The sequence below is a fragment of the Acidobacteriota bacterium genome, assembly GCA_016196065.1.
GTDB lineage: Bacteria > Acidobacteriota > Terriglobia > Terriglobales > Acidobacteriaceae > Acidiflorens.
The window spans coordinates 1,981,596-2,000,657 of record JACPYL010000010.1 but is presented as its reverse complement, the minus strand read 5'-3'; the positions used below and the strand labels follow the sequence as shown (position 1 = coordinate 2,000,657).

Genomic DNA, 19,062 nt, shown 5'->3' with positions numbered 1-19,062 from the left:
CGACCGTCATTAGGACACATCGTTTGAACACGAACCAAGGCTCAGCCGTGGCTCGACCTCCCAGTGGCCAGCTGTAAAACCTTGTCCTTGGAACCGACGATGTGGTCGTACATGAGCCTGCGGGCGTCCGGCGCATCACGGCGTCGAATAGCATCCACGATTTCGGTGTGCTCTCGAGATGGGACCTCGCCGTAGTAGCCAATGTCAATGGCGGCATACATGATTCTTTCCATTTGACAGCGGAGGTCCGCGACGGCCCGAACGAGGAGGCGGTTCCGCGTAAGCTGCGCAATACCGACGTGGAACTTGGTGTCCGCTTCGATGAACTTCTCGTAGCCGGCACGATCGTTGGTCCTATACTGCATCTGGGCCAACTCGACAAGCTGTTCCATAAGAGAGGCATCCGCCCATCGACGGGCTGCTAGCTCGGCGCAGAAACCCTCCATTTCGGAACGGTACTCATACATTTCATTCAGTTCATGAATCGCTAAGTAGCTGACGAAGTAACCCTTGTTGGGTACCAGGCGGAGAAGATTCTCCTGCTGCAGCCGCATCACTGACTCACGCACGGGCGTGCGGCTGCCCCGGTATTTTCTCGCCATCATCTTCTCGTTAATAGCCTCGCCAGACTGGTAAACGCCATGGACGATGTCACGTTTGAGCTGCTGATAAATCCGCTCTGCGAGCGTGCTCCGGTGCCGGGCGGCGGCAGGGGATTTGGACTCCATTCTGCGGGCCGGAACCTGGGTACCTCCAGGTGAGCCCGATCGCGAGCGACCTGTACTTTTGGTCTTTGGCAAAGGCACCTCTCTTGATTCGCGAATGTCCACAGGGGCCCAATGAGCGGGGGGAATCGCTATGCTCACAATTTGTTTACGGTATACCACAAATATACGCAGATGAATAGTCTTGACATACCCTAAAACACTGCGGTAGCTTTCTCAGCCAGCCTCGGCGGATCCCGGAGCCAACAGCGAAGTGTAAGCCTCTGAAGCCGAATCAACCATTGCGGCACCGTGGAAGTTAAGCAGCATGGAGGAAGGTGTCAGAAACTCGAGTCTCGCGAGGGGGCAATATGCACGTTTGTCGGTGGTTAATTTGTCTAGCGGTTCTGCTGGGGTGTGGAGTAGGGGTTTGGGGGCAGCTTTCTACGGCTTCGCTACGAGGTACGGCTCTCGATCCAAACGGAGCGGTCGTTCCGGGTGTCACGGTGACAATTGAAAATGCCGGGACGGGAGTAGTGGAGAGGACCCTAACTACGGATGACACTGGAGGCTACGCCGCCGACGCCCTGTCGCCCGGGGCGTACACGATTTCTGCCAAGAAAGACGGGTTTGCGACTCAAATTCACAAGATCGACATACAGGTTGGACGAGTCGTAGTTGTGGACATTCGCCTCACCCTAGGCTCCCTAGAACAGAGTGTTACTGTCAGCAGTGCAGCACCCCTGGTAGACCGTGAAAACTCCGGGATCGGGGGAGTGGTCGATCCGAAGTCGGTGAGCGACCTTCCCCTGAACGGACGACAGTTCGGGGATTTAGCGGCTTTGGTTCCTGGAGTTTTAACCGCGCCCAATTTTGATCCGATCAAAACCCGAATCTTTAATCTTTCTGCTGGCGGTTCTGATGGGCGCAGTTCCAACTTCACCATCGATGGCGCGGAGAACTCCGACATTGTCAACGGTGGGCTCCTGCAGAACTTCACCATCGAGGGCGTTCAAGAGTTCTACGTTGCTACTGCGCGATTCGGCGCCGACCAGGGCAGGGCACTCGGGGCGGCTGTGAGCGTCGTGACCAAGTCGGGCACGAATGACCTTCATGGAAGCTATTTCGTGTTTTATCGCAACCAGGATCTGAACGCTCGCGATCCTTTTCAGACGCGTAAGGCGGATTTTCATCGGGCGCAGCAGGGTTTCACCCTTGGAGGTCCTGTATTGAAGAACCGCACTTTCTTCTTCGCTGCGTACGAGAACACGGGCGAAAAGAATCTAGGAATCGTAAATACGAACGGGGCATATCCAGAGTTTGAGGGAAGTGTTGGCTTACCGTTTACCTCGCGTCTTGCTACTACCAGGCTCGACCATCAGCTCAATAGCAAGCAAAAGTTGATGTTTCGCTTCAACTATGAAAATAACTTCAGCCTGCAGGGGATCGGTGGGATACGGGCGGCCGACAATGGCATCCGCAGTACGAACCAGGCCTACTCCGCAGTCCTGTCGCACACCCACGTTTTGTCCCCCCGAGTGCTGAACACAATCATGTACCACTATGCCCACTTCAACAATCACCTCCTGCCGCTGTCCGCGACGCCCGAAGTGGACCGGCCGAGCCTGATTACAGGCGGTGCTTTCAACACCACACAGAAGACCTTCATTGAACGGCACCAGCTTCGAGACGACTTGGCTCTGAATATCCCCTCTTCTTTGGGCACTCACAACATCAAGCTCGGGGTGGATTACAACCATGCTTTAGCAAAGTCATTCCTCGAGTTCGCCGCTCGTGGCCAGTTCATTTTCTTCAGTGATGCACCCCTAACCCAGACGGACGCCGACTTTGCGTTCTTTGGGGTGGGAAATTTCCAATTCCCGGATTACAAAGACAACATTCTCGGACTCTATGGCCAGGATGACTGGAAAGTAAATCAAAGGCTGACGCTGAACCTCGGGCTACGCTGGGATCTCTCCACCAATGAGAATAATCCCGGTTTCAGGTCCAACATCGCTCCTGGCGGATCGAGGAGCAAAGACTTGAACAATTTTGGGCCACGCATTGGTTTTGCATGGGATCCGGTTGGTCACGGCAAGACAATCATTCGCGGAGGTTACGGAATTTTTTACGCACTGCCGGTTGCTACCGATCCTGCGGTTGAGAGCGCGTTTGACGGTCGCCGCATCGGATTCGCATTTCTACCGGGACCGATCAACATCAATGATCCATTCCCGGGGCTTACGCAAGAGCAGATTCGAGCCCTAGTGTTTTCCCAGCCTCAGTTCCTGCTCATCTCGCTTGCCAATCATCTGCGGACTCCCTACGCACAACAGACTTCCATCGGGGTCCAACATGCATTTACCGACACGTTGGGAGTTACGGTTGACTATGTGCACAATCTGGGATTGAAAGAGCGACTCGGGATAGACGTCAATATCGATCCGGCGGGGGGCATCGGTTCGCCGGACACCCCGCTGGCTCAGGAGTTTGGAGCTGTGACGGCAGCTTCCTATGGCCCGGTGATTCGTGTCACGGATGCCGGGCGTTCCTCCTACAACGCCCTTGAAATGTCTGTGAACAAGCGGCTGAGTCATCGTCTTACGTTTCTGGGGTCGTACACGTGGTCCCATGCGGTCGACTTGGGCGACGATTCGATTGGTTCAACCGTGGCAAATCCGTTTGACCTGAGGTCCGAGCGTGGGGACTCGAACCGGGATCAACGGCACAAATTCGTCTTCAGCGGATCGGTGTCGATGCCGCACGGGTTTGACCTTTCGACCATCACTTCCTTTGCCTCGGCCCGGCCTTACGACCTTGTGACGGGCTTTTCAGCCGACGGTTTTGCACCGAACCGGCCCGATGGTGTGACGCGCAATAGAGGTGCGCGGGATGACGCCGCAACGATTGCCGCCATTAACGTCGCACGTGCCTCGCAGGGTTTGTCACCGATTACAACGACATCGCCTCGGTCATTCTTCTTCTATTCAACCGATCTGCGGCTGACGAAGCAATTTAAGATAAAGGAGCGGTTTCGTATTTCAGCTTTGGCCGAGGCATTCAATATCTTCAATCACGTGAACTATCTCTCGAACGGCGGCCCGACTTTCTCGGGGCAGAGTGGAGCCCAGAACAATGTCTTTGCTGCCGATTTCGGGAAGCCTCGGCGCACGGCTGGAGGCGTTTTGGGATCCGGAGGTCCGAGGGCAGCACAACTTGGATTGCGAATCGAGTTCTAGGAGCGTACAGTATGCGTCGCTTGTCACTCACGGGGGCAATTCTTGTAGCGTCGGCAGCTTTTGCAGCGGGCGCTGACAAGGGGAAGATCATCGACCTGACCGACACAATCCGCGTCGGGCTCGTGGAGCAAACGGCCGGTCGAGCCATGATCGACCAGTATGGGATCCACGAAGTCACGATGGAACCTGAGATGAACTTCAAGGTCACCACTGGCCGGTCTACCTTCCTCGGGATTTCGACTCAGGTGGGAACGCACGTCGATGCTGGAGCACACGTAGAGCCGGATGGGTGGACGGTGGATCAGATCGATCTGGATCACCTGATGGGTCCCGGAGTGCTAGTGGATGTGCGTGGAAAAACCGCTGCGGATCCAGTCACTCCTGCTGATCTGGAGAAGCAGAACATCCAAGAAGGGGACATCGTGGTTTTCTACTTCAACTACCATCCGCCAAAACCCGGGGAATTGTACTCGCAATCCTACTTGACCGACGAGACTGCACGTTGGCTGGTCGGGCGCAAAGTGCGCGCGATCGCCAGCAATACTCCCGGTGTTGAGAACTTTAAACGGGGTGTGTCTCAGCACTGGACAGATCCGGAGAACCAGAAAGTTGCTTGGCCAGTGCACAAGATTCTGCTTTCCCAACGAATCCCAATTCTTGAGGGACTAACGAACCTCGATCAGTTACTGGGAAGAACATTCCGGTTTATCGCTCTGCCCCTAAAAATTGCCGGCGCAGATGGTTCGCCGATTCGCGCAATTGCGATCCTGCAATAGGCCCCGCAGACTTGCGGGCACGGTCAGTCGGATGGCGCGCGAACACAAGCTAGCCTAGCGCCATTTGATTTCCAGAGATCGAGGTCGTCAGGAGTCGAGGCGACCCATATGTCCTCGTTATAGCCTTGTCCGTTACTAACGGACATGATATATTATCGGACATAATGAGACAGGGAACCGAATACGAACGCGATCTGGGGCGCTACCTGGAAGCCATCCGGGCGCTGCCGTTCGTGACGGCGCTCGACTGGAAGGTTGCGCCGCGAGGCGCCGGAGACCGCGAAATCGACGCTGAAATCAAAATCACGACACCCCGGCGCAAGTTCAAATTAGCGGCCGAGTTCAAGCGCACCTATATGGACCGGGCGAACTTGAATGCGCTGATCGCGCAGCAGGCCCACGTTCGCCAAAAACTGAAAATGCCATTACTGCTAATCGCCCGGTACATTCCCGCTCCGATGGGGGAACGATTGGCCGAAGCTGGCATCAATTTCGTCGATGGGGTCGGAAATCTGCATGTGAATCTGGGAGGTGACTACTATGTTTTCGCGGTTGGGCGCAAAGAAATAAAGCCCAAGGTTGCGGAACGAAGGACCACCGCCGCGATGGTACAGGCGGCGTTTGCCTTCCTAGTGGACGCCGACGCCGTTCATTGGCCGGTGCGGAAGTTGGCCGAGGTGGCGGGGATTGGTAAGACGGCGGCGGCAGAGGCGCGACAACGGTTGACGGAAACGGGGGTGCTCCACGCGGCGCGCGCAGGGCTCAAGATCGCGGACCGGAAAGCGCTCGAAGAGGATTTCGTCGGCGGGTACGAGCGCGTGCTTCGTCCGGAGTTGTTAATGGGAAGGTTTCGCCCGCTGGAGCGCAACCCGAATACGGTTTTAGAGAAGATCAAACAACGTGCCGGGCAAAATGAGGTGCAATGGGCAGTGACCGGCGCGCCGGCCGCTTTCCAACTGCAGCGTTTTTACCGCGGCGAAGAGGTGCCCGTTTTCATTGGAACAGCCCCGGATCGCCTTACCCGGGACTTGAAGCTGTTGCCGGACAAGAATGGAACGGTCACGTTGCTTCGTGAGTTCGGTACGTTGTTTCCGTGGCGGGTTGAAGGCGGTGTCCCGATCGCGCACCCGTGGCTCATTTATGCTGAGTTATTGCATGAAGGCGGACCACGCGCCATCGAAGCCGCCACGGAAATTCGAGAGAAATTCCTCCTGCCATGATTGAGCTTTTGCCAGAGCAAGTCGAAGCCTTGCGGCAACTGCAAAGAGCGTGTCAGGACGCTGGTGTGGATGCTGTCATTATTGGCGCCACCGCCTACCGCGTTTGGATTGACGATGATCGCCGGACACAGGATGTGGACGTCGCCCTAGCTGTGGACATCGACCAACTCGGATCTCTGACCGACCGCCTGCAAGCGGCGGGATGGACGCAGGACCCCAAGCGAGAGGAGCGCTGGTTGACGCAGACCGGCGCCCGCATCGATCTGCTGCCGATTGGAGAGCAGGCCCGCCGGACGGGCTACGTGACCTGGCCGAAAGCTGAGATGAGGATGAGCGTGGTTGGCTTTGAGCATGTCTTTGCCGAAGCGGTGGAGAAGGAGCTGATACCAAACCTGGTGATGAAGGTCGCTCCGTTGCCTGTGCTGGCGCTGCTCAAGATCGTCGCCTACATGGACGATCCGCATGGCCGTGGCAAGGACCTCGAAGACCTGGGCCGGCTGATGGAGCAGTATGAACTGGAGGGGGAGCGCCGGTTTAGCGACGAAGTTTTCGAAGCGGGCGCCGATTTTGAATCGGCTGGCGCTTTTCTACTCGGGCTGGATGTTGGCCGGCTGTGCACAGAGAGCGAGGCCAACCTCGCAGGCAACCTGATCGCGGTGCTCCAGGATGAAGACCAGCCCGCCCAGTGGACGTGGGCGAGAAGGCACGTCGGGGAGCCTGCGGTCGAGGAAGGGAAAAAGCGGCTGGAATCCTTCGCCGCGGGTTTTGTCATCGGACAGCGGCAAAGCCATGCTCGCTGAAACTCCGGTCAGCGTCCGTCACTTCATCTGACAGCGCCCGCCATGCGCCAACAGTCGGACCCACCGCGTCTCATCGAAATCAGCCCTAAAATTCACCTTCCAGACTTTTCACTCGTATCGACCTAACTTCTCCTCAGAACGAGTAGCGGAGCGCCAGAGTCAGGTTGTTGGCGTTAAAATCTTGGCTCCCGATCGGAGCAAGGCCCGGCGGGTTCGGAACAGACCTTGGATTGTATCCATAATACGCCCAGGTGGTTTTCCGTGAGGAAGTAAGGAGTTCCGGAATGCGTTTGCATCGCTCGGAATGATTCATGGCCTCCCTAGCCTTTTGAAACAAAAAACTTTGCGCCATCAACAACGGCCGTCCCAAGAATCGGATATTGCGTTCTTAGGCACTCGCTACCTCTCAGGTCAAAGCCGTAAAAAAATCGTGCTACGCTTAGTTTCAACTGAGAGAACCGGGTCGCGGGTTCGTGGAAACGATATACCTCCACAAGCTCACTGCAGGAGAGCCCACGGCCCGCCCCGGATCTTTAGGTGGAGCCTCGTCATTACCGGCTGTTGGTCCGGGTTGTGAACGTCCGTTCAAATGCGTCATTTCGCTTCGTTAATGATCTCCAGTACCACCTGTTCCACTTTGGAGGCGATCTCGTCAATACCGGCTTGCGGATAGAACTCCACCAGAGTGGACGGCAACATCGTGGTGATAAACGTCTTCTCCGCTTGGGTGTAGACAGCAACAGGACACGGCAGCATCAGCGCTATGTTGATATCTTTCTTCAGAACCTCGCTCGCGTAGCGCGCATTGCAGATCTCGATGATCTTCAGCGGGTCTCGGGGAAAGCCCTTTTCCGCGAGCGTGGCGGCAACGTCGTGAGTGTGCAGTACACGGAAACCTTTTCCGCGGTTTTTTGTTCGATGGCCTGGACGGCCACCTCAAACGACTTGCTGGTCTCGACTGTGTAGTGGAATTCTTTTTTCATGAGCACCTCATCTGAATGGTGATAACGGCGAAAAACGCAGCGGTCAGGCGTTCGACAGAATAGTTTCTTCAGATCATATCGCTGCCGGTCACGAGGCAGCAGCCAAGTTCCATGCTGGCCGGGACATATCCATCGCATCTTCGCAGTGCAGGTCGTTGCGCAAGTAGTTCGTACTCGTAGGCTTCCAAAATGGATAGAAGAGATCGGTCGTCGTGGAGTCCTCTACCCAGTCGGAGCCGTCCCAATACTCAACCGTCCAGCGAAAGCGGAAGCCGCCCTTGCTCCGAGTCTTTAGTCGGTAGTGGCCCGAGACGGCGAGCGCAAAGCAACGTACAGCTTCTTGATACGTGTCGAAATCCTGATGCCAGCCGTCCAGAAATACGGTGAAGTGGGTGTCCCAGATCCACTCGATCACGATTGAAAACCCCGCTGAGCTTGTTGGAGGGATACGAATGAAATGTTGCCCAGTCTCATATGGGACTTGGTCGCACTTCTTCAATTTCTCCAACAGATCTTCAAACATATATCCCTCCTGTTCTGGACACTGCCCCCGTGTCAACACGTGGCGACCGTGTCACGTTGCTGTGTGCACTGATGCTTGCCGCTACTAGCCTTAATAAACGCGGTTGGCCGGATCTTCGTTACACAAAATCGCATGGAGGCGGCGGACATCCGACTTCTACGGGAAGCCGCGTGCCCCCCCTGCTCGCCAATCTACGGTGCCATAATCCGGCCGGCGACAAGCTTGTACGAGCCGGCGTCGAAGAACAACAGGCCGCGGACGTGCACCGTGCTGCCGTTGGTGATCGTGGTCATACCCCACAGTTCTGTTCCCGCTTGCTGAAAGACATTTACGGTCGTCGAGCCGGTCAGAGTCGTGAAGGCGCAGTCAGCGGGAAGCGTGAGCGTGAAGGTGGTCGGCGCAGCGCCTGCGTAACCTGAGACGGTCCCACTCAGACCCTGCTGCTCCAAATCGATCTCGCTGGCGTTGATGGTTCCGCCGCCCATCATCCCACCCATGCCGCCGCCATGCATCATCCCGGTGCTGCTGACAGCCTCGACTCGTTGCCCTTTGAACACGTTGGTTCCATCAAAAGTAGGAGTGAACGGCAAATTACTCATGTCCACGTGATCGCTATCGATATTGAAGACAGCCGTTGGACTGACATTCACCGTTAGTGTGCCCGCAAGGTCAGAGCCCATCATCCCCGAACCTGTGCCATCCATCGTGCCAATGGTCAACTGTGTCACAGGACTGCCGGTCAGGCTCGTGACCAGACCGTCCGCCATCGAGCCGCCGGACATCGACATCATCGATTCGACTTTCTTGGCCATGAAGGTTCCGTCCGATTGCATGTTGGCGTCTACCATGACGATCATGCCGTTGGACATGCCGCCCATCCCGCCCATCCCTTCAAACTGTGTGCTGGAGCCGGTCGTCACAGAGATGTTCTGGGAACTCTGCATCATCGACATCATGAAAGAACTCCCGGAGAAGCTCATCACCGTTCCCGTCATGTGCTCCATCCCGCCATTCTGGGGATCTTGAGAATTGCCTGTGCAGCATGGATTCATCGAGGCCGTCATGGTGGGCGTCATAGTTACGTTGCCGGAGTTGTCAATCGAAACCGACGACGCCATGTTCATGTCTAGGTTCAGAACCATTGGCGTGGTGCCAACTGTAAGGCGTGGATTGAAATTCACCGTCGCCCTCATCGGCCCAGAAACGGATTTCTGTACTAACTGCATCGAAGTCGGGTCCATGTACAAAACCATCGCCGAGGAAATATTGATGGTGGCACCTGAATACGTGCCCTGAGGTACGTTCAACAGGGAGATCGGCGCTACCGTTCCCATGAGATGCATCATTTCCACCGGAGTAGAAGAGGAGACGACGGTCACGCTGCGTCCACTCCCATTGGTGAGTGTCATGGATCCAATGGTCATGCTGACCGCGACCAGTCGGTCCGAAGGAGAGTCTCCAAGATTGACCTGGAGAGCCGTAGTGTTCGGCTGGGGATTCGGTGAAGAGGAGGACGTTCCGCCTCCGCAACCAAGCAGGAACAGGATTGACACAAACAGGGCAGCGCATGCGCCGTAAGTTGCGCCTCGCCAGATTTCTTTCTCTAACCAGTTCTTCATGATCTTTAACCTCAGAATAGGATTTCTTAGAAAGGTGGCCTTGCTATCGAAGCTTTCACCTGGACGAATCGGGAACGGGCCTGCTGCCAACCCGCTCCCGACTGACGTCGCTACGGATTCCGTCCCGCAGCGATGCGGGTGATCGCTAGTGTCGGTGTGTGCTCCCCTGACGTCTGCCGCCCTGGTTGCTTCCGTGCTGACCATTGTTCGTATTGCGGTTCCGGTTCCTGTCATGACGCTGATTCTGGTTTTGGCCGCGTCCCCACTGGTTATTGCCCTGATTGCCCGCCCAGCCGCCGTTGCCCCACTGTCCCATTTGGCCGCTACCCATCGAGCCCCAGTTTCCGGAACCCATGTTCTGCGAGCCGCCCATCTGGCGTCCGGAACCCATGCTCCAGCCACCACCATTGCCATGACCCATGCTGCCGCCCCTCTGGGCCAATACCTGAGTTGGAACAACTGCCAGCAAAACCAAAGTAAGAAACACCGTTACCATGCTTTTCATTGCTTTCACCTCGAAATGAGATTGAGGCTAAAGTGCACTCGGACTTACTACTTGTGCGGCCCCGTTTGTCCCATGCCGCCTTTGTTGCCCATGCCGCTGGCCGATCTGCCTGCTCCCATGCCCATGTCGCCCCATCCGCCCATATTCATCCCATCCATGCCCATCAGACCGGGCATTGGTTGGGTCATCATCTGCGGTTGAGTTGGCCGTTGCTGGCCGTGCTTCATCCAGCACGACTGCCCAGGCTTCAGCAGCACCTCGTTCTGAGGCTGGAGCAGGCTCGCCACGCTGACGAGACCCTCTCCAACGCCCACCTGAGTGTCCCCAGTCTGATCGACCGACACACTAAAGATGGTTCCTCTTACCGCGATAATTGCGGTGGGTGTGGTCATCGATTTGGGATTGGGTCTGCCACTCAGTTTTTCGATCTGCACGCGTACGGTACCGAGGAAGACTTGAAGGAATTCTTTGCAACTGCCGGTCTCGTTGCGAAGCACCACGTGCGAGTCGGGGTAGATGCGGACAGTGCTGCCATCGGGCATCCGGATCGTGGCCGACGATTTGTGATCCGTGAGGATCTCGTCGCCGGCTTCGACTGTGTCATGCTTGCGCAGAACGACAGGAGACGCCTGGCCGCGCACCAGGCTAACCTTCCCCTTCACGGCGGCCATTTGTCCCTGCACGCCGCCGGGGGCTGCCCACATGGGCAGGGCAACCAGCAGCAGGACAACCAGAACCGTCAAATTGAAGTAGGTCCGAGTCACTTTAGCCTCGCTTTCCGTTAAAGCAATCCGATGACCGCTACGGCGCGGTGCAAGTTATTGATACTAGGGGCCTAGCTTTCCTCTTCTCCGTCCGTTCCGTGCGTTCCGGGCACACCAGCGTGCCCATCGTGCATGAGACCCCAGCGTTGGAGTTTCTTGTAAATAGTGCGGCGCTGGATTCCGAGGCGCTCGGCTGCCAAGGTGCGATTGCCCCCGCACAGCTGCAGCACTTCCAGCACGTGCTTCTTTTCCGCATCTTCGAGTGTTTCGGAGTTCGTTGGCCGTACTCCTTCTGTCAAACCGGTCGTCAGCGCCCTGCGAACTTCCGTTTCACCGAGAGGACCTGGGGAAAACATCGCCACCATTCGCGCAATGGTGTTCTTCAGTTCGCGGACATTCCCTCGCCATTCGTGCGCTTCGAGAGCCCTAATCGCCGCGGGCTCCAACCGTGCTTGCTTGCCGCGGTGGCGATTGGCTTCATTGAGGAAGCGTTCGGCGAGGAGAGGGATATCCTGGGTTCGTTCGCGCAGTGGCGGAACGTGGATCTGGAGGACGTTCAGACGATGATAGAGGTCGGCACGAAACTCCCCGTCCTCCACCATTGCTTCAAGCGGCCGGTTCGTGGCTGCCAGGATTCTCACCCGCGCCGTTCTGGGTGCCGTGGCGCCAACGGGGCGATACTCCTTCGCCTCGATAAAGCGGAGCAGCTTGGCCTGGAAAGACGTGGGAATCTCGCCAATCTCGTCAAGAAATACGGTGCCACCGCGAGCCTGTTCAACGATGCCTGCGCGATCCTTCTCGGCACTGGTAAAGGCGCCCCTGATCGCACCGAACAGCTCGCTCTCCCAAAGGTTCTCAGGAACGGCGGCGCAGTCGACGGGTACAAACGGTTGCTGGGCTCCAGGGCTTGCGCGATGAATCGCGTGCGCCACCAACTCTTTCCCGCTACCGGTCTCTCCGCGAATCAGAACTGTCGCCTCTGACCGAGCTGCGCGCGCGATGCTCTTGTACAAGTCGATCATCGCTGGCGTTACGCCAACCATCTCGTCGTCAGAGGAAGCTTCTGGAGCCGGGCTCTCCTCGGATTGGAGCGAATAAGCTGCTCTGTCCACTACTTCGAGCAAGTGGTCCAACTCCAGCGGCTTGGCAAGGTAATCGAACACACCTTGGGCTTCCGCTTCTACGGTTGTTCCGATCGAGCCCTTGGCTGTTATCAAAATGACCGCACAAGCCGGGTTCGCCTGCCTTGCGGCCTTCAAAATGTCGAGTCCCGTCACGCGGTCAATGTAGATATCCGACAGGACCACTGGGAAGCTTCCTTCCGAGGCGAGTCGCAACCCCTCGCTCCCGCTATTGGTCACCGTGATCGGATAGCCCTTGGCTTCCAAAAACGTGGCAATCGAGAAGGCAATGCCCTCGTCATCATCGATTAGCAGAACTGGTGGTTTTGTTTTCATGGATCGCCTCTCGCGGCAGGAACACCCTGAAGGTCGAGCCTTGTCCCGGCTTGCTCTCTACTTCGATCCTGCCTTCGTGCTGGGTGACGATTTCCTTTACCAACGCCAAGCCGACGCCCGAACCTCCCGTGGCATCGTCCCGATGTCGTTTGGTTCGATAAAAGCGCTCGAAAATTCGTTGCTGCTCAGAAGGCTCAATGCCGCACCCTTGATCCGCTACGGTCAGACACGCGGCCTGCCCGTCGGATCGCAATGTAATGCGGATCGATGATCCGTCCGGGCTGTATTTAACGGCATTGACCAGTAGGTTGTAGATCGCAAACTGAAGCAACTCGGCGTCAGCCGCGATCACTTCAGGTTCGAGATCCTGCTCGATTCCGATGCTCTTCTTCAGTGCCAGCAACCGGGTGCGCTCAATCGCGTCGGCCACTAGCGAAGAGAGATCAACCGGCCGTTTTTGCAGCTTCAGCACGCCGGCCGAGATACGTTCCACGTCAAGGAACGTGGTGACGACGCCGGACAGGCGTCCGGCTTCTTTGTGAATCCGTTGGGCGATCTCTTCCTTCTTATTCTCGGGAATGTCTGGCTCGGACATGAGTTGGCTGGAAGCGTGAATCGCGGTCAGAGGCGTCTTGATTTCATGCGCAACCGCTTGCAGGCGGAAAGCATAATCTTGTCGCCCTTCTATGGCTTCACCCAAACGACGGCGAATGAACCGAGTCTGCGCCAGGAAACCAACGAGGGACGCGGCCACCTCTATAACCAGCCAAGACGCAACCGGAACGATGATGCCAGCGCGCAACATCCAATAGGACAACACAGGGATCAGAATGACCCCCGTGACGGCTACAGGCGTCAACAACTTTCCTTGGCGCCACCAAGCAGCGGTCCCTACAAGTGCCGCAATAGCGATCAACGACAGGAACTCCAATGGAGAACTTAGCGGAGACAGATACGCGCCATCGAATAACGTGCTGAAAATGTTGGCATGGATCTCGACGCCGCTCATGCCGAGACCACTGGAAAATGGCGTGTAAACACGATCTCCGGCACCCTGTGCGGTCACCCCGAGGATAACGATCTTACCGGCGAAGCTAGAGGCCGGTGCGTGGCCGTCCAGGACGCTGGCAAGCGAGATACGACCGAAGGTTCCTTCAGGGCCGTTGTAGTGAATCCATAACAGTCGTCCGTTTGAGTCCGGAGAAGGGACGAGCCGGCCCTCAACCTTTAGTTCTTTCGCATCTTCGGTTGGCGGTCCCTGTGTTCCAAGCGCAGCTCGAAATGCTTCGAAGGCGAGTGCCCAATAACGGTTGTCCGCATTGGCTTTTGTGAGCAGTAGGGTGCGTGCAAGGCCATCGCGATCAGGCTCGAAGTGAACGTGCCCAAGCGCAAATGCGCGGGTCTGAAACTCGGGAAGAGGCGTTATCCACTGGGGCTGTTTGTTATCCTGAGTCGCTTCCAACGCCACTGCCAGCACCACTTTTCGAAATCGGCTGAGTGCGCGGGACAGACTGGCGTCGTCCTGTTTTCGTGTTCTTTCTGACAACAGCACATCAACCACCAGCACTCTCGGTTCTGCAATTGCGATGGGCTCCAGTGCTTCCGCTACGATAGCCCGGTTCAACGGCAAGGGGCCGTAGCGCCGGACGGTCTCGTCATCGATGGCTAGCAGTACCACGCTTTCCCGAGCCGAGCCGAGCCGGGCCGGGCTCAAGCGCAACAGCATGTCGAAGGCGGAGGCGTTGCCCTGCTGTACGAGACCATTCCAAGCAAGGGTTGGCAGGAGTGCCAGCGTGAGCAGGCCACCAACAACGATAAGGGTCTTCCGGCCCATCATGTTAGACAGAAACAGATACTCAACTCCTTAACCAGACGTTCCCCGATATGGCGTGCTTCGAGGTTCTCACCCGCCGCTGCCTGAGGGTGTGATCAGGATCACAGGCCAGAGTGACGCGGCACTTTCGCATTCGTCTCTCGCTCAGCCTCCCGAGTATTCGCGCGGATGTTTCTTCACAGACGACGGGTCCTCGTCGCAAGGAAAAATGCACGAGCTGAAGCGCGTCTTTCTGCTCCCTTCCAAAAACATGCCGCAGCTCCCGCATTTTCAAAGCTGGACCTCTGCCTTCGAGCGCAACACGACCTACCAAGTGGCCATGCAGTGCAGGCTTGGCTCGGGGGTCTGCGTCATGACTGAACTTCACTTTGCCGCTTCGATGGTGACAACGTGAACCACATCGCCGGTGAGATTTCCGGTGACTCTGGCTCTCCTTGCGGCCAGCCTGTCCACCTCGGCGTTCTGGCCTTCAAGCTTATAGAGCTTGTCGCCAACCAGCAGCGCATGTTCGCGTCCTGCTTTGACACAGGCGCGCACGCAATCTGAATCAGGTTTGCCCGGCATCATCGTGTGTTTGCGAGCACACATGTCATCGGTGACGGTCCCGGTAAGGGGTTTATCGGCGGCGAAAGAATAGGATCCAAGAATGAACAGTGCGGCAACCGCAGACTTGATCACGAAGGTATTACGCATCTATGTTTTCTCCTTTTTAGGTCGATATGCAACATCATGAGTTCTGACCATCCGACGGCTGGAGATGTTGCAGGGCGAAAAACCTTGTTACCTGCCACACAGGTCTGCAGCCGCCAGGCGCTTTCGGGTACGCCGCCTACTGATGAGGAGGACTCTTGCACGTGTTCTGCAACTAGGGCCGGCCTTTCCGAAAGTTGGACATTTTGCGAACCCACCATGGCGCTGCATGCGCGGGACAGGCGCATTTCCCGGATCGAAAATGTTCAGACCTGCAGTTTGCGATTCATGGATCCGAAAACGTTAGGGACACAGTCGGGCGAACCGACGAGCTTGGGATCGAATTCGTCTACACCCGGCTCGCATACCCATTTGCCGTCCACCACGAATTTGTATTCGTAGGATCCAGTCGGAACTTGCAGCATCACTCGCCAGATTCCGTCGGCACTCTCTCTCATTGGAGTCTGGCTGGGATCCCAACCGTTGAATGTCCCACCAACCAATACTTCTTGCGCTTCCGGGGCAAGACACGTGATTTCGACCGATTTGAGATGATCGCGTTCTTTCTCTTTTTTCATAAGGCCCTCATGACCTGATCTGACCGTCAGGCCTACCCTTCAAGGGCAACTGTCGTACCATCGAACCAGGAACCTCGTGCGGCTAAGCCCTTGAAACAGCTTGGTGTGAGCCTCTGGCTGAGACGGATGCCGGAACCGATTGCCTCAATTTCTCCGGGGGTTGCCGGATTTAGGGCACTGCGTCTAGGTTGGGCAGAACAGGAACCTGGTGGTTTTGGGGCCGCCAGTCGGATTTCCGTCGCCGAGCGGATTAGGAACCGCTGCCAATCTCTCGCTTGACCTGATCCAGCAACTGCTGCACCTTGGGACGGTCAGGATAGCTGGGGTTTGAGGCCAGCAGCCTTTCCCAGATCTGGATAGCCCCTTTGCCGTCCTTCTTACCTTGCCATTTGACAATACCCATGTTGAACAGAGTTTGCGCGTGCGTCGGCTGGAACTTAAGCGACAGCTCATATTGCTTGATCGCTCCGTCGGCGTCGCCCGAGTACCACATCGCGGTCGCCATGTCAGTGCGCACGTTGACTTCTTCCGGCCTGATTTTCAGTCCCTTCTGGTAATACTCGATGGCCTTTGCGTAGTCCCGGCCATCGTAGTAGCTGTTTGCAATATTGATGAGCAGGTCGGCGTCGTCCGGCCGAGTTTCGAGCTGCTGCAGGAGCGGCTCGACTGTGCGCGCTGCGAATTCCGCTGATTTTGGCTGTTGCTCGCCGACGCCCGTCCCGCCGAAGGTGGGTACAGTGAAGGGTGCACTTGGCGTTTGGCCTAGGGTCGCTGTCGTGGCCGACCCGCGGAGCAGGTAGCCAACGGCGACACCGAGGAGCAGGGTAATGACCGCCAGGACATAGGCCTGCGTTGAACTCCAGTATCCCGCTGGCACTTCCTCGACTCTTTCGTGACGAGAGTGGTGACTCATATCTGCTCCTGCATCGTGGTTCGAACCTCTTCAGCTGCGATCGCCTGTGGTTGTTCGTGTGACTCCTTGAACCAGTGCCTTGCCACGGATCGAGAAGCGCAGTTGTGAGATCAAGCCGCACCTGATCCTGTGCATCACACGAGTTGTTTCGCTATGGCCTCCACAGCCTTCATCCCTTGCCCGAATCGCGCCATTGCTTCACGGTGCGTCTCCAATTCTCCATACGGTAGGTAGCGCAATCGCAGTTGCTGTGTCGCCGCGTGAAAAGCTGGCCGCAGCAATTGTTCTCGGACTTCTTCCTGCCGTTTGTCCGGCGCGACAAGGAACAGTGGAAGGGTGTCACTTAGCGCAGCCCCCTGGGCGAGGTCGAGCAGGCGAACGATGCCCGAGTAAATGGACGTTGTGTGCTCGACTTCAAAAGCCGCCGCCGGAGCGCCTTCTTTTGTGAACCATACGATATCGATTAACGCAACCGCATCTCCGCCACCAGCCACCGACGACGGTAGCTGTGCCATGCAACCGTCGGCGAGCTTGCCATCGGCGAATGGCCGTGATCTATCGTTGGCTGCGACCCAAACGTCAAAACCGAGCGATAGGCCGAGATTGCGCAGCCATCCCTGAATCTCGGTGTGAGTCCGGTCACTGTCTTGCGCCTCTTCTGTTGCTTTTTTCTCTTTCGCACTCGCCTCCCGGACTCGCGCGAGATCGGCCTCCCAAGCGGCACGTGTTTCGGCATTGCCGTCTAACGGTGGTGCAGCGTATCTCCCGCTGCCAATATCGAATAGAAGTCCGCCTATCGCCCCGAGATCGTTCGACAGCAGCGCCCGGTTCTGATCGACCAACCGGAGGATTCCTGAACGCATGGCTAGGTACTCGCTCCAATCGCCCAGCTTCACATTCGCACCGGTCAACGAGTTATAGCCTTTCACAATCGCTGTGTTAAACGGCGGAATCACGGTTGGGTGCAGAAAGTACAGCAGGTTGGCGGCAGCCGGACCGAGTCCCTTTATTTTCTTCTGGTCGAGCCGCTGAATAGCCGCGAGCAACTGCGCCTCGGTGTTACAGCACATGCACGTATTTAGGAAATGCCCGAAGGCAACCTGGTTCTCCCGGGATTCGTAGATGTCTGGAATGCGAAGCTTCGGCTTCCACAGAAAGGGATGGTCCGCACCCTTGAAGATTTGTCGCTGCTCGGCGATCGACTTAACAACGGTTTCAAGCGACGAGCCGCGGTACGCCGTACCAAATGTGTTCTCCTCGATCTCGGCAATCACCTGCTGCATACCGCGACGAATCGACCTGAAATTCTTCAAGCGTTCTGGCCATAGAAACCAGCTTTGGTACGTAGCGTCGGGGTTTCCGCGCCAGTGCAAGATCAGAGCTCGAATACCAGTGTCAGCGGCAACGGCCGAAGTTGGGACCGACATTAGGCGCCCTCAATCAATGTGAACCGTCAGTTTCGTGCAATGACCAAAGCTGGCGGGCAGCTCGGGCGCAATCCTGTAAAAAACGAACATCCTGGCTCGAAAACGCATCGACGCGTTCGCTTTCCACATCGATCGTACCCGGCACGGCGTCCCCGACCAGTACGGGCACAATGATTTCCGATTTCGTGGACGGGAATGTGATCACATATCTGGGGTCTATTGAAACGTCTTCAACGATCACAGGAGCGCGCGTGCGGACGGCATCGCCCGAGAGGCCCTGCGAAAGCGGAAACGTCGCAAACGCCGGAGCTACTGCGCCGGTCCAGGCAATGGCGGTGATCTGCTCGTCGCCGACATCGTATAGTCCAACCCACCGATAGGCCCCTGCCGATCGAATGAGCTCAGCCACAGCTTTAGCCTTTTCCAGACGAGTTCCACCATCTGCCATCAGTACCACGACAATCTGATCAATGACACCCCAGGTCGGAACCATAAACGCTCGTCTGCTTCTGCTCCCCGCGTCGCGGAAAGACTCTCGACTTCGAAGATTCCCTACATCATGAGCGCCGGGGGCTTGAAGCCGCTGTCGTTTGTCCACCCCGCTAACGTCGGACAACCACTTCAATCTCACGCAGGGAAGGGAAGGGAACGTTGACGAGCACATCAGTGCTTCTTGCCCAGCTCCCGAATGTAGGCAACCAGGTCGGCCATCTGTTCTTTGGTCAGCTTGCCGGCATAGGCGGGCATCTTGTTCTTACCCTTCGTCATGACATCGACGAGTTGTGCGTCCGATTGACCCTGCACCTCGGTCGAGCTCAGGTTGCGGGCACCAAGTTTCTTTCCCATCGGCACTTCACCCTTCCCATCCGGTCCGTGGCAGGCTGCACACTTTGTTTTGAACAAGGTTTCCCCGGCAGTCTGGGCCGGAGAAGAAATTACGCAGATCGCAACCAGCCCGTCGAGAACTACGCCATGCGCTAACACTCGAATCAAATTCCGCGTCATCGAATCATCCTCCTTGAGTTCACAT

The 19,062-nt window shown here is 56.8% G+C and carries 17 protein-coding genes and 1 pseudogene; 4 read left to right on the top strand and 14 right to left on the bottom strand.

All coding sequences use genetic code 11. The features are described from left to right. Positions 1-41 precede the first annotated feature (41 nt). Entirely contained in the window at positions 42-728 is a 687-nt protein-coding gene (locus HY010_11855; protein MBI3476418.1) for a GntR family transcriptional regulator, read from the bottom strand. A 347-nt stretch (positions 729-1,075) separates the two neighbouring features. Between HY010_11855 and HY010_11850 the strand changes: the two genes are divergently transcribed. From HY010_11850 to HY010_11835, 4 genes are all read left to right on the top strand, one after another. Beyond that, positions 1,076-3,943 carry a TonB-dependent receptor gene (locus HY010_11850; protein MBI3476417.1) on the top strand — a complete coding sequence of 956 codons (2,868 nt, stop codon included), beginning with the start codon at positions 1,076-1,078 and terminating at the stop codon, positions 3,941-3,943. An 11-nt stretch (positions 3,944-3,954) separates the two neighbouring features. Then, on the top strand, positions 3,955-4,719 hold the full coding sequence (locus tag HY010_11845) for a cyclase family protein (GenBank protein MBI3476416.1): 765 nt from the start codon (positions 3,955-3,957) through the stop codon (positions 4,717-4,719). 164 nt (positions 4,720-4,883) lie between these two features. After that, positions 4,884-5,939, top strand: coding sequence for a hypothetical protein (locus HY010_11840; GenBank protein ID MBI3476415.1), 1,056 nt, complete (start codon positions 4,884-4,886; stop codon positions 5,937-5,939). Continuing rightward, positions 5,936-6,739 (top strand): nucleotidyl transferase AbiEii/AbiGii toxin family protein, encoded by an 804-nt coding sequence (locus HY010_11835; protein MBI3476414.1) that lies wholly within the window; start codon positions 5,936-5,938, stop codon positions 6,737-6,739. Before HY010_11840 ends, HY010_11835 begins: the two co-directional genes overlap by 4 nt. Positions 6,740-7,333: 594 nt before the next feature. Here HY010_11835 and HY010_11830 read toward each other — a convergent pair. The 13 genes and pseudogenes from HY010_11830 to HY010_11770 form a co-directional block, all read right to left on the bottom strand. After that, a pseudogene (locus HY010_11830) lies at positions 7,334-7,722 on the bottom strand (DUF302 domain-containing protein). A gap of 88 nt (positions 7,723-7,810) precedes the next feature. Next, entirely contained in the window at positions 7,811-8,245 is a 435-nt protein-coding gene (locus HY010_11825; protein MBI3476413.1) for a hypothetical protein, read from the bottom strand. Positions 8,246-8,436: 191 nt separating this feature from the next. Continuing rightward, positions 8,437-9,864: a hypothetical protein gene (locus tag HY010_11820; GenBank protein ID MBI3476412.1), complete on the bottom strand. Its 1,428-nt coding sequence runs from the start codon at positions 9,862-9,864 to the stop codon at positions 8,437-8,439. A 145-nt stretch (positions 9,865-10,009) separates the two neighbouring features. Then, positions 10,010-10,369: a hypothetical protein gene (locus HY010_11815; GenBank protein ID MBI3476411.1), complete on the bottom strand. Its 360-nt coding sequence runs from the start codon at positions 10,367-10,369 to the stop codon at positions 10,010-10,012. Positions 10,370-10,416: 47 nt separating this feature from the next. Next, positions 10,417-11,133 carry a FecR domain-containing protein gene (locus tag HY010_11810; protein MBI3476410.1) on the bottom strand — a complete coding sequence of 239 codons (717 nt, stop codon included), beginning with the start codon at positions 11,131-11,133 and terminating at the stop codon, positions 10,417-10,419. A gap of 71 nt (positions 11,134-11,204) precedes the next feature. Continuing rightward, the gene (locus HY010_11805; GenBank protein MBI3476409.1) at positions 11,205-12,590 is read right to left on the bottom strand and encodes a sigma-54-dependent Fis family transcriptional regulator; all 1,386 of its coding nucleotides are present in this window, start codon (positions 12,588-12,590) and stop codon (positions 11,205-11,207) included. After that, the gene (locus HY010_11800; protein MBI3476408.1) at positions 12,556-14,427 is read right to left on the bottom strand and encodes a CHASE2 domain-containing protein; all 1,872 of its coding nucleotides are present in this window, start codon (positions 14,425-14,427) and stop codon (positions 12,556-12,558) included. Before HY010_11800 ends, HY010_11805 begins: the two co-directional genes overlap by 35 nt. A gap of 360 nt (positions 14,428-14,787) precedes the next feature. After that, entirely contained in the window at positions 14,788-15,117 is a 330-nt protein-coding gene (locus HY010_11795; GenBank protein MBI3476407.1) for a hypothetical protein, read from the bottom strand. Between the two features lie 263 nt (positions 15,118-15,380). Further along, positions 15,381-15,692: a glycoside hydrolase family 13 gene (locus HY010_11790; GenBank protein MBI3476406.1), complete on the bottom strand. Its 312-nt coding sequence runs from the start codon at positions 15,690-15,692 to the stop codon at positions 15,381-15,383. A gap of 250 nt (positions 15,693-15,942) precedes the next feature. Continuing rightward, on the bottom strand, positions 15,943-16,605 hold the full coding sequence (locus HY010_11785) for a tetratricopeptide repeat protein (GenBank protein MBI3476405.1): 663 nt from the start codon (positions 16,603-16,605) through the stop codon (positions 15,943-15,945). A 134-nt stretch (positions 16,606-16,739) separates the two neighbouring features. Then, positions 16,740-18,032: a type II restriction endonuclease gene (locus tag HY010_11780; protein MBI3476404.1), complete on the bottom strand. Its 1,293-nt coding sequence runs from the start codon at positions 18,030-18,032 to the stop codon at positions 16,740-16,742. A 13-nt stretch (positions 18,033-18,045) separates the two neighbouring features. Beyond that, complete coding sequence (locus HY010_11775; GenBank protein ID MBI3476403.1) at positions 18,046-18,525, bottom strand: GAF domain-containing protein; 480 nt, start codon at positions 18,523-18,525, stop codon at positions 18,046-18,048. A gap of 170 nt (positions 18,526-18,695) precedes the next feature. Beyond that, positions 18,696-19,037 (bottom strand): cytochrome c, encoded by a 342-nt coding sequence (locus tag HY010_11770; GenBank protein ID MBI3476402.1) that lies wholly within the window; start codon positions 19,035-19,037, stop codon positions 18,696-18,698. Positions 19,038-19,062: the final 25 nt, after the last annotated feature.

Bases quoted from the DNA above. Each gene is read 5' to 3' on its own strand.
- HY010_11855 (MBI3476418.1), bottom strand. From the start codon at position 728: ATGGAGTCCAAATCCCCTGCCGCCGCCCGGCACCGGAGCACGCTCGCA.
- HY010_11850 (MBI3476417.1), top strand. From the start codon at position 1,076: ATGCACGTTTGTCGGTGGTTAATTTGTCTAGCGGTTCTGCTGGGGTGT.
- HY010_11845 (MBI3476416.1), top strand. From the start codon at position 3,955: ATGCGTCGCTTGTCACTCACGGGGGCAATTCTTGTAGCGTCGGCAGCT.
- HY010_11840 (MBI3476415.1), top strand. From the start codon at position 4,884: ATGAGACAGGGAACCGAATACGAACGCGATCTGGGGCGCTACCTGGAA.
- HY010_11835 (MBI3476414.1), top strand. From the start codon at position 5,936: ATGATTGAGCTTTTGCCAGAGCAAGTCGAAGCCTTGCGGCAACTGCAA.
- HY010_11825 (MBI3476413.1), bottom strand. From the start codon at position 8,245: ATGTTTGAAGATCTGTTGGAGAAATTGAAGAAGTGCGACCAAGTCCCA.
- HY010_11820 (MBI3476412.1), bottom strand. From the start codon at position 9,864: ATGAAGAACTGGTTAGAGAAAGAAATCTGGCGAGGCGCAACTTACGGC.
- HY010_11815 (MBI3476411.1), bottom strand. From the start codon at position 10,369: ATGAAAAGCATGGTAACGGTGTTTCTTACTTTGGTTTTGCTGGCAGTT.
- HY010_11805 (MBI3476409.1), bottom strand. From the start codon at position 12,590: ATGAAAACAAAACCACCAGTTCTGCTAATCGATGATGACGAGGGCATT.
- HY010_11800 (MBI3476408.1), bottom strand. From the start codon at position 14,427: ATGATGGGCCGGAAGACCCTTATCGTTGTTGGTGGCCTGCTCACGCTG.
- HY010_11795 (MBI3476407.1), bottom strand. From the start codon at position 15,117: ATGCGTAATACCTTCGTGATCAAGTCTGCGGTTGCCGCACTGTTCATT.
- HY010_11790 (MBI3476406.1), bottom strand. From the start codon at position 15,692: ATGAAAAAAGAGAAAGAACGCGATCATCTCAAATCGGTCGAAATCACG.
- HY010_11785 (MBI3476405.1), bottom strand. From the start codon at position 16,605: ATGAGTCACCACTCTCGTCACGAAAGAGTCGAGGAAGTGCCAGCGGGA.
- HY010_11780 (MBI3476404.1), bottom strand. From the start codon at position 18,032: ATGTCGGTCCCAACTTCGGCCGTTGCCGCTGACACTGGTATTCGAGCT.
- HY010_11775 (MBI3476403.1), bottom strand. From the start codon at position 18,525: ATGGTTCCGACCTGGGGTGTCATTGATCAGATTGTCGTGGTACTGATG.
- HY010_11770 (MBI3476402.1), bottom strand. From the start codon at position 19,037: ATGACGCGGAATTTGATTCGAGTGTTAGCGCATGGCGTAGTTCTCGAC.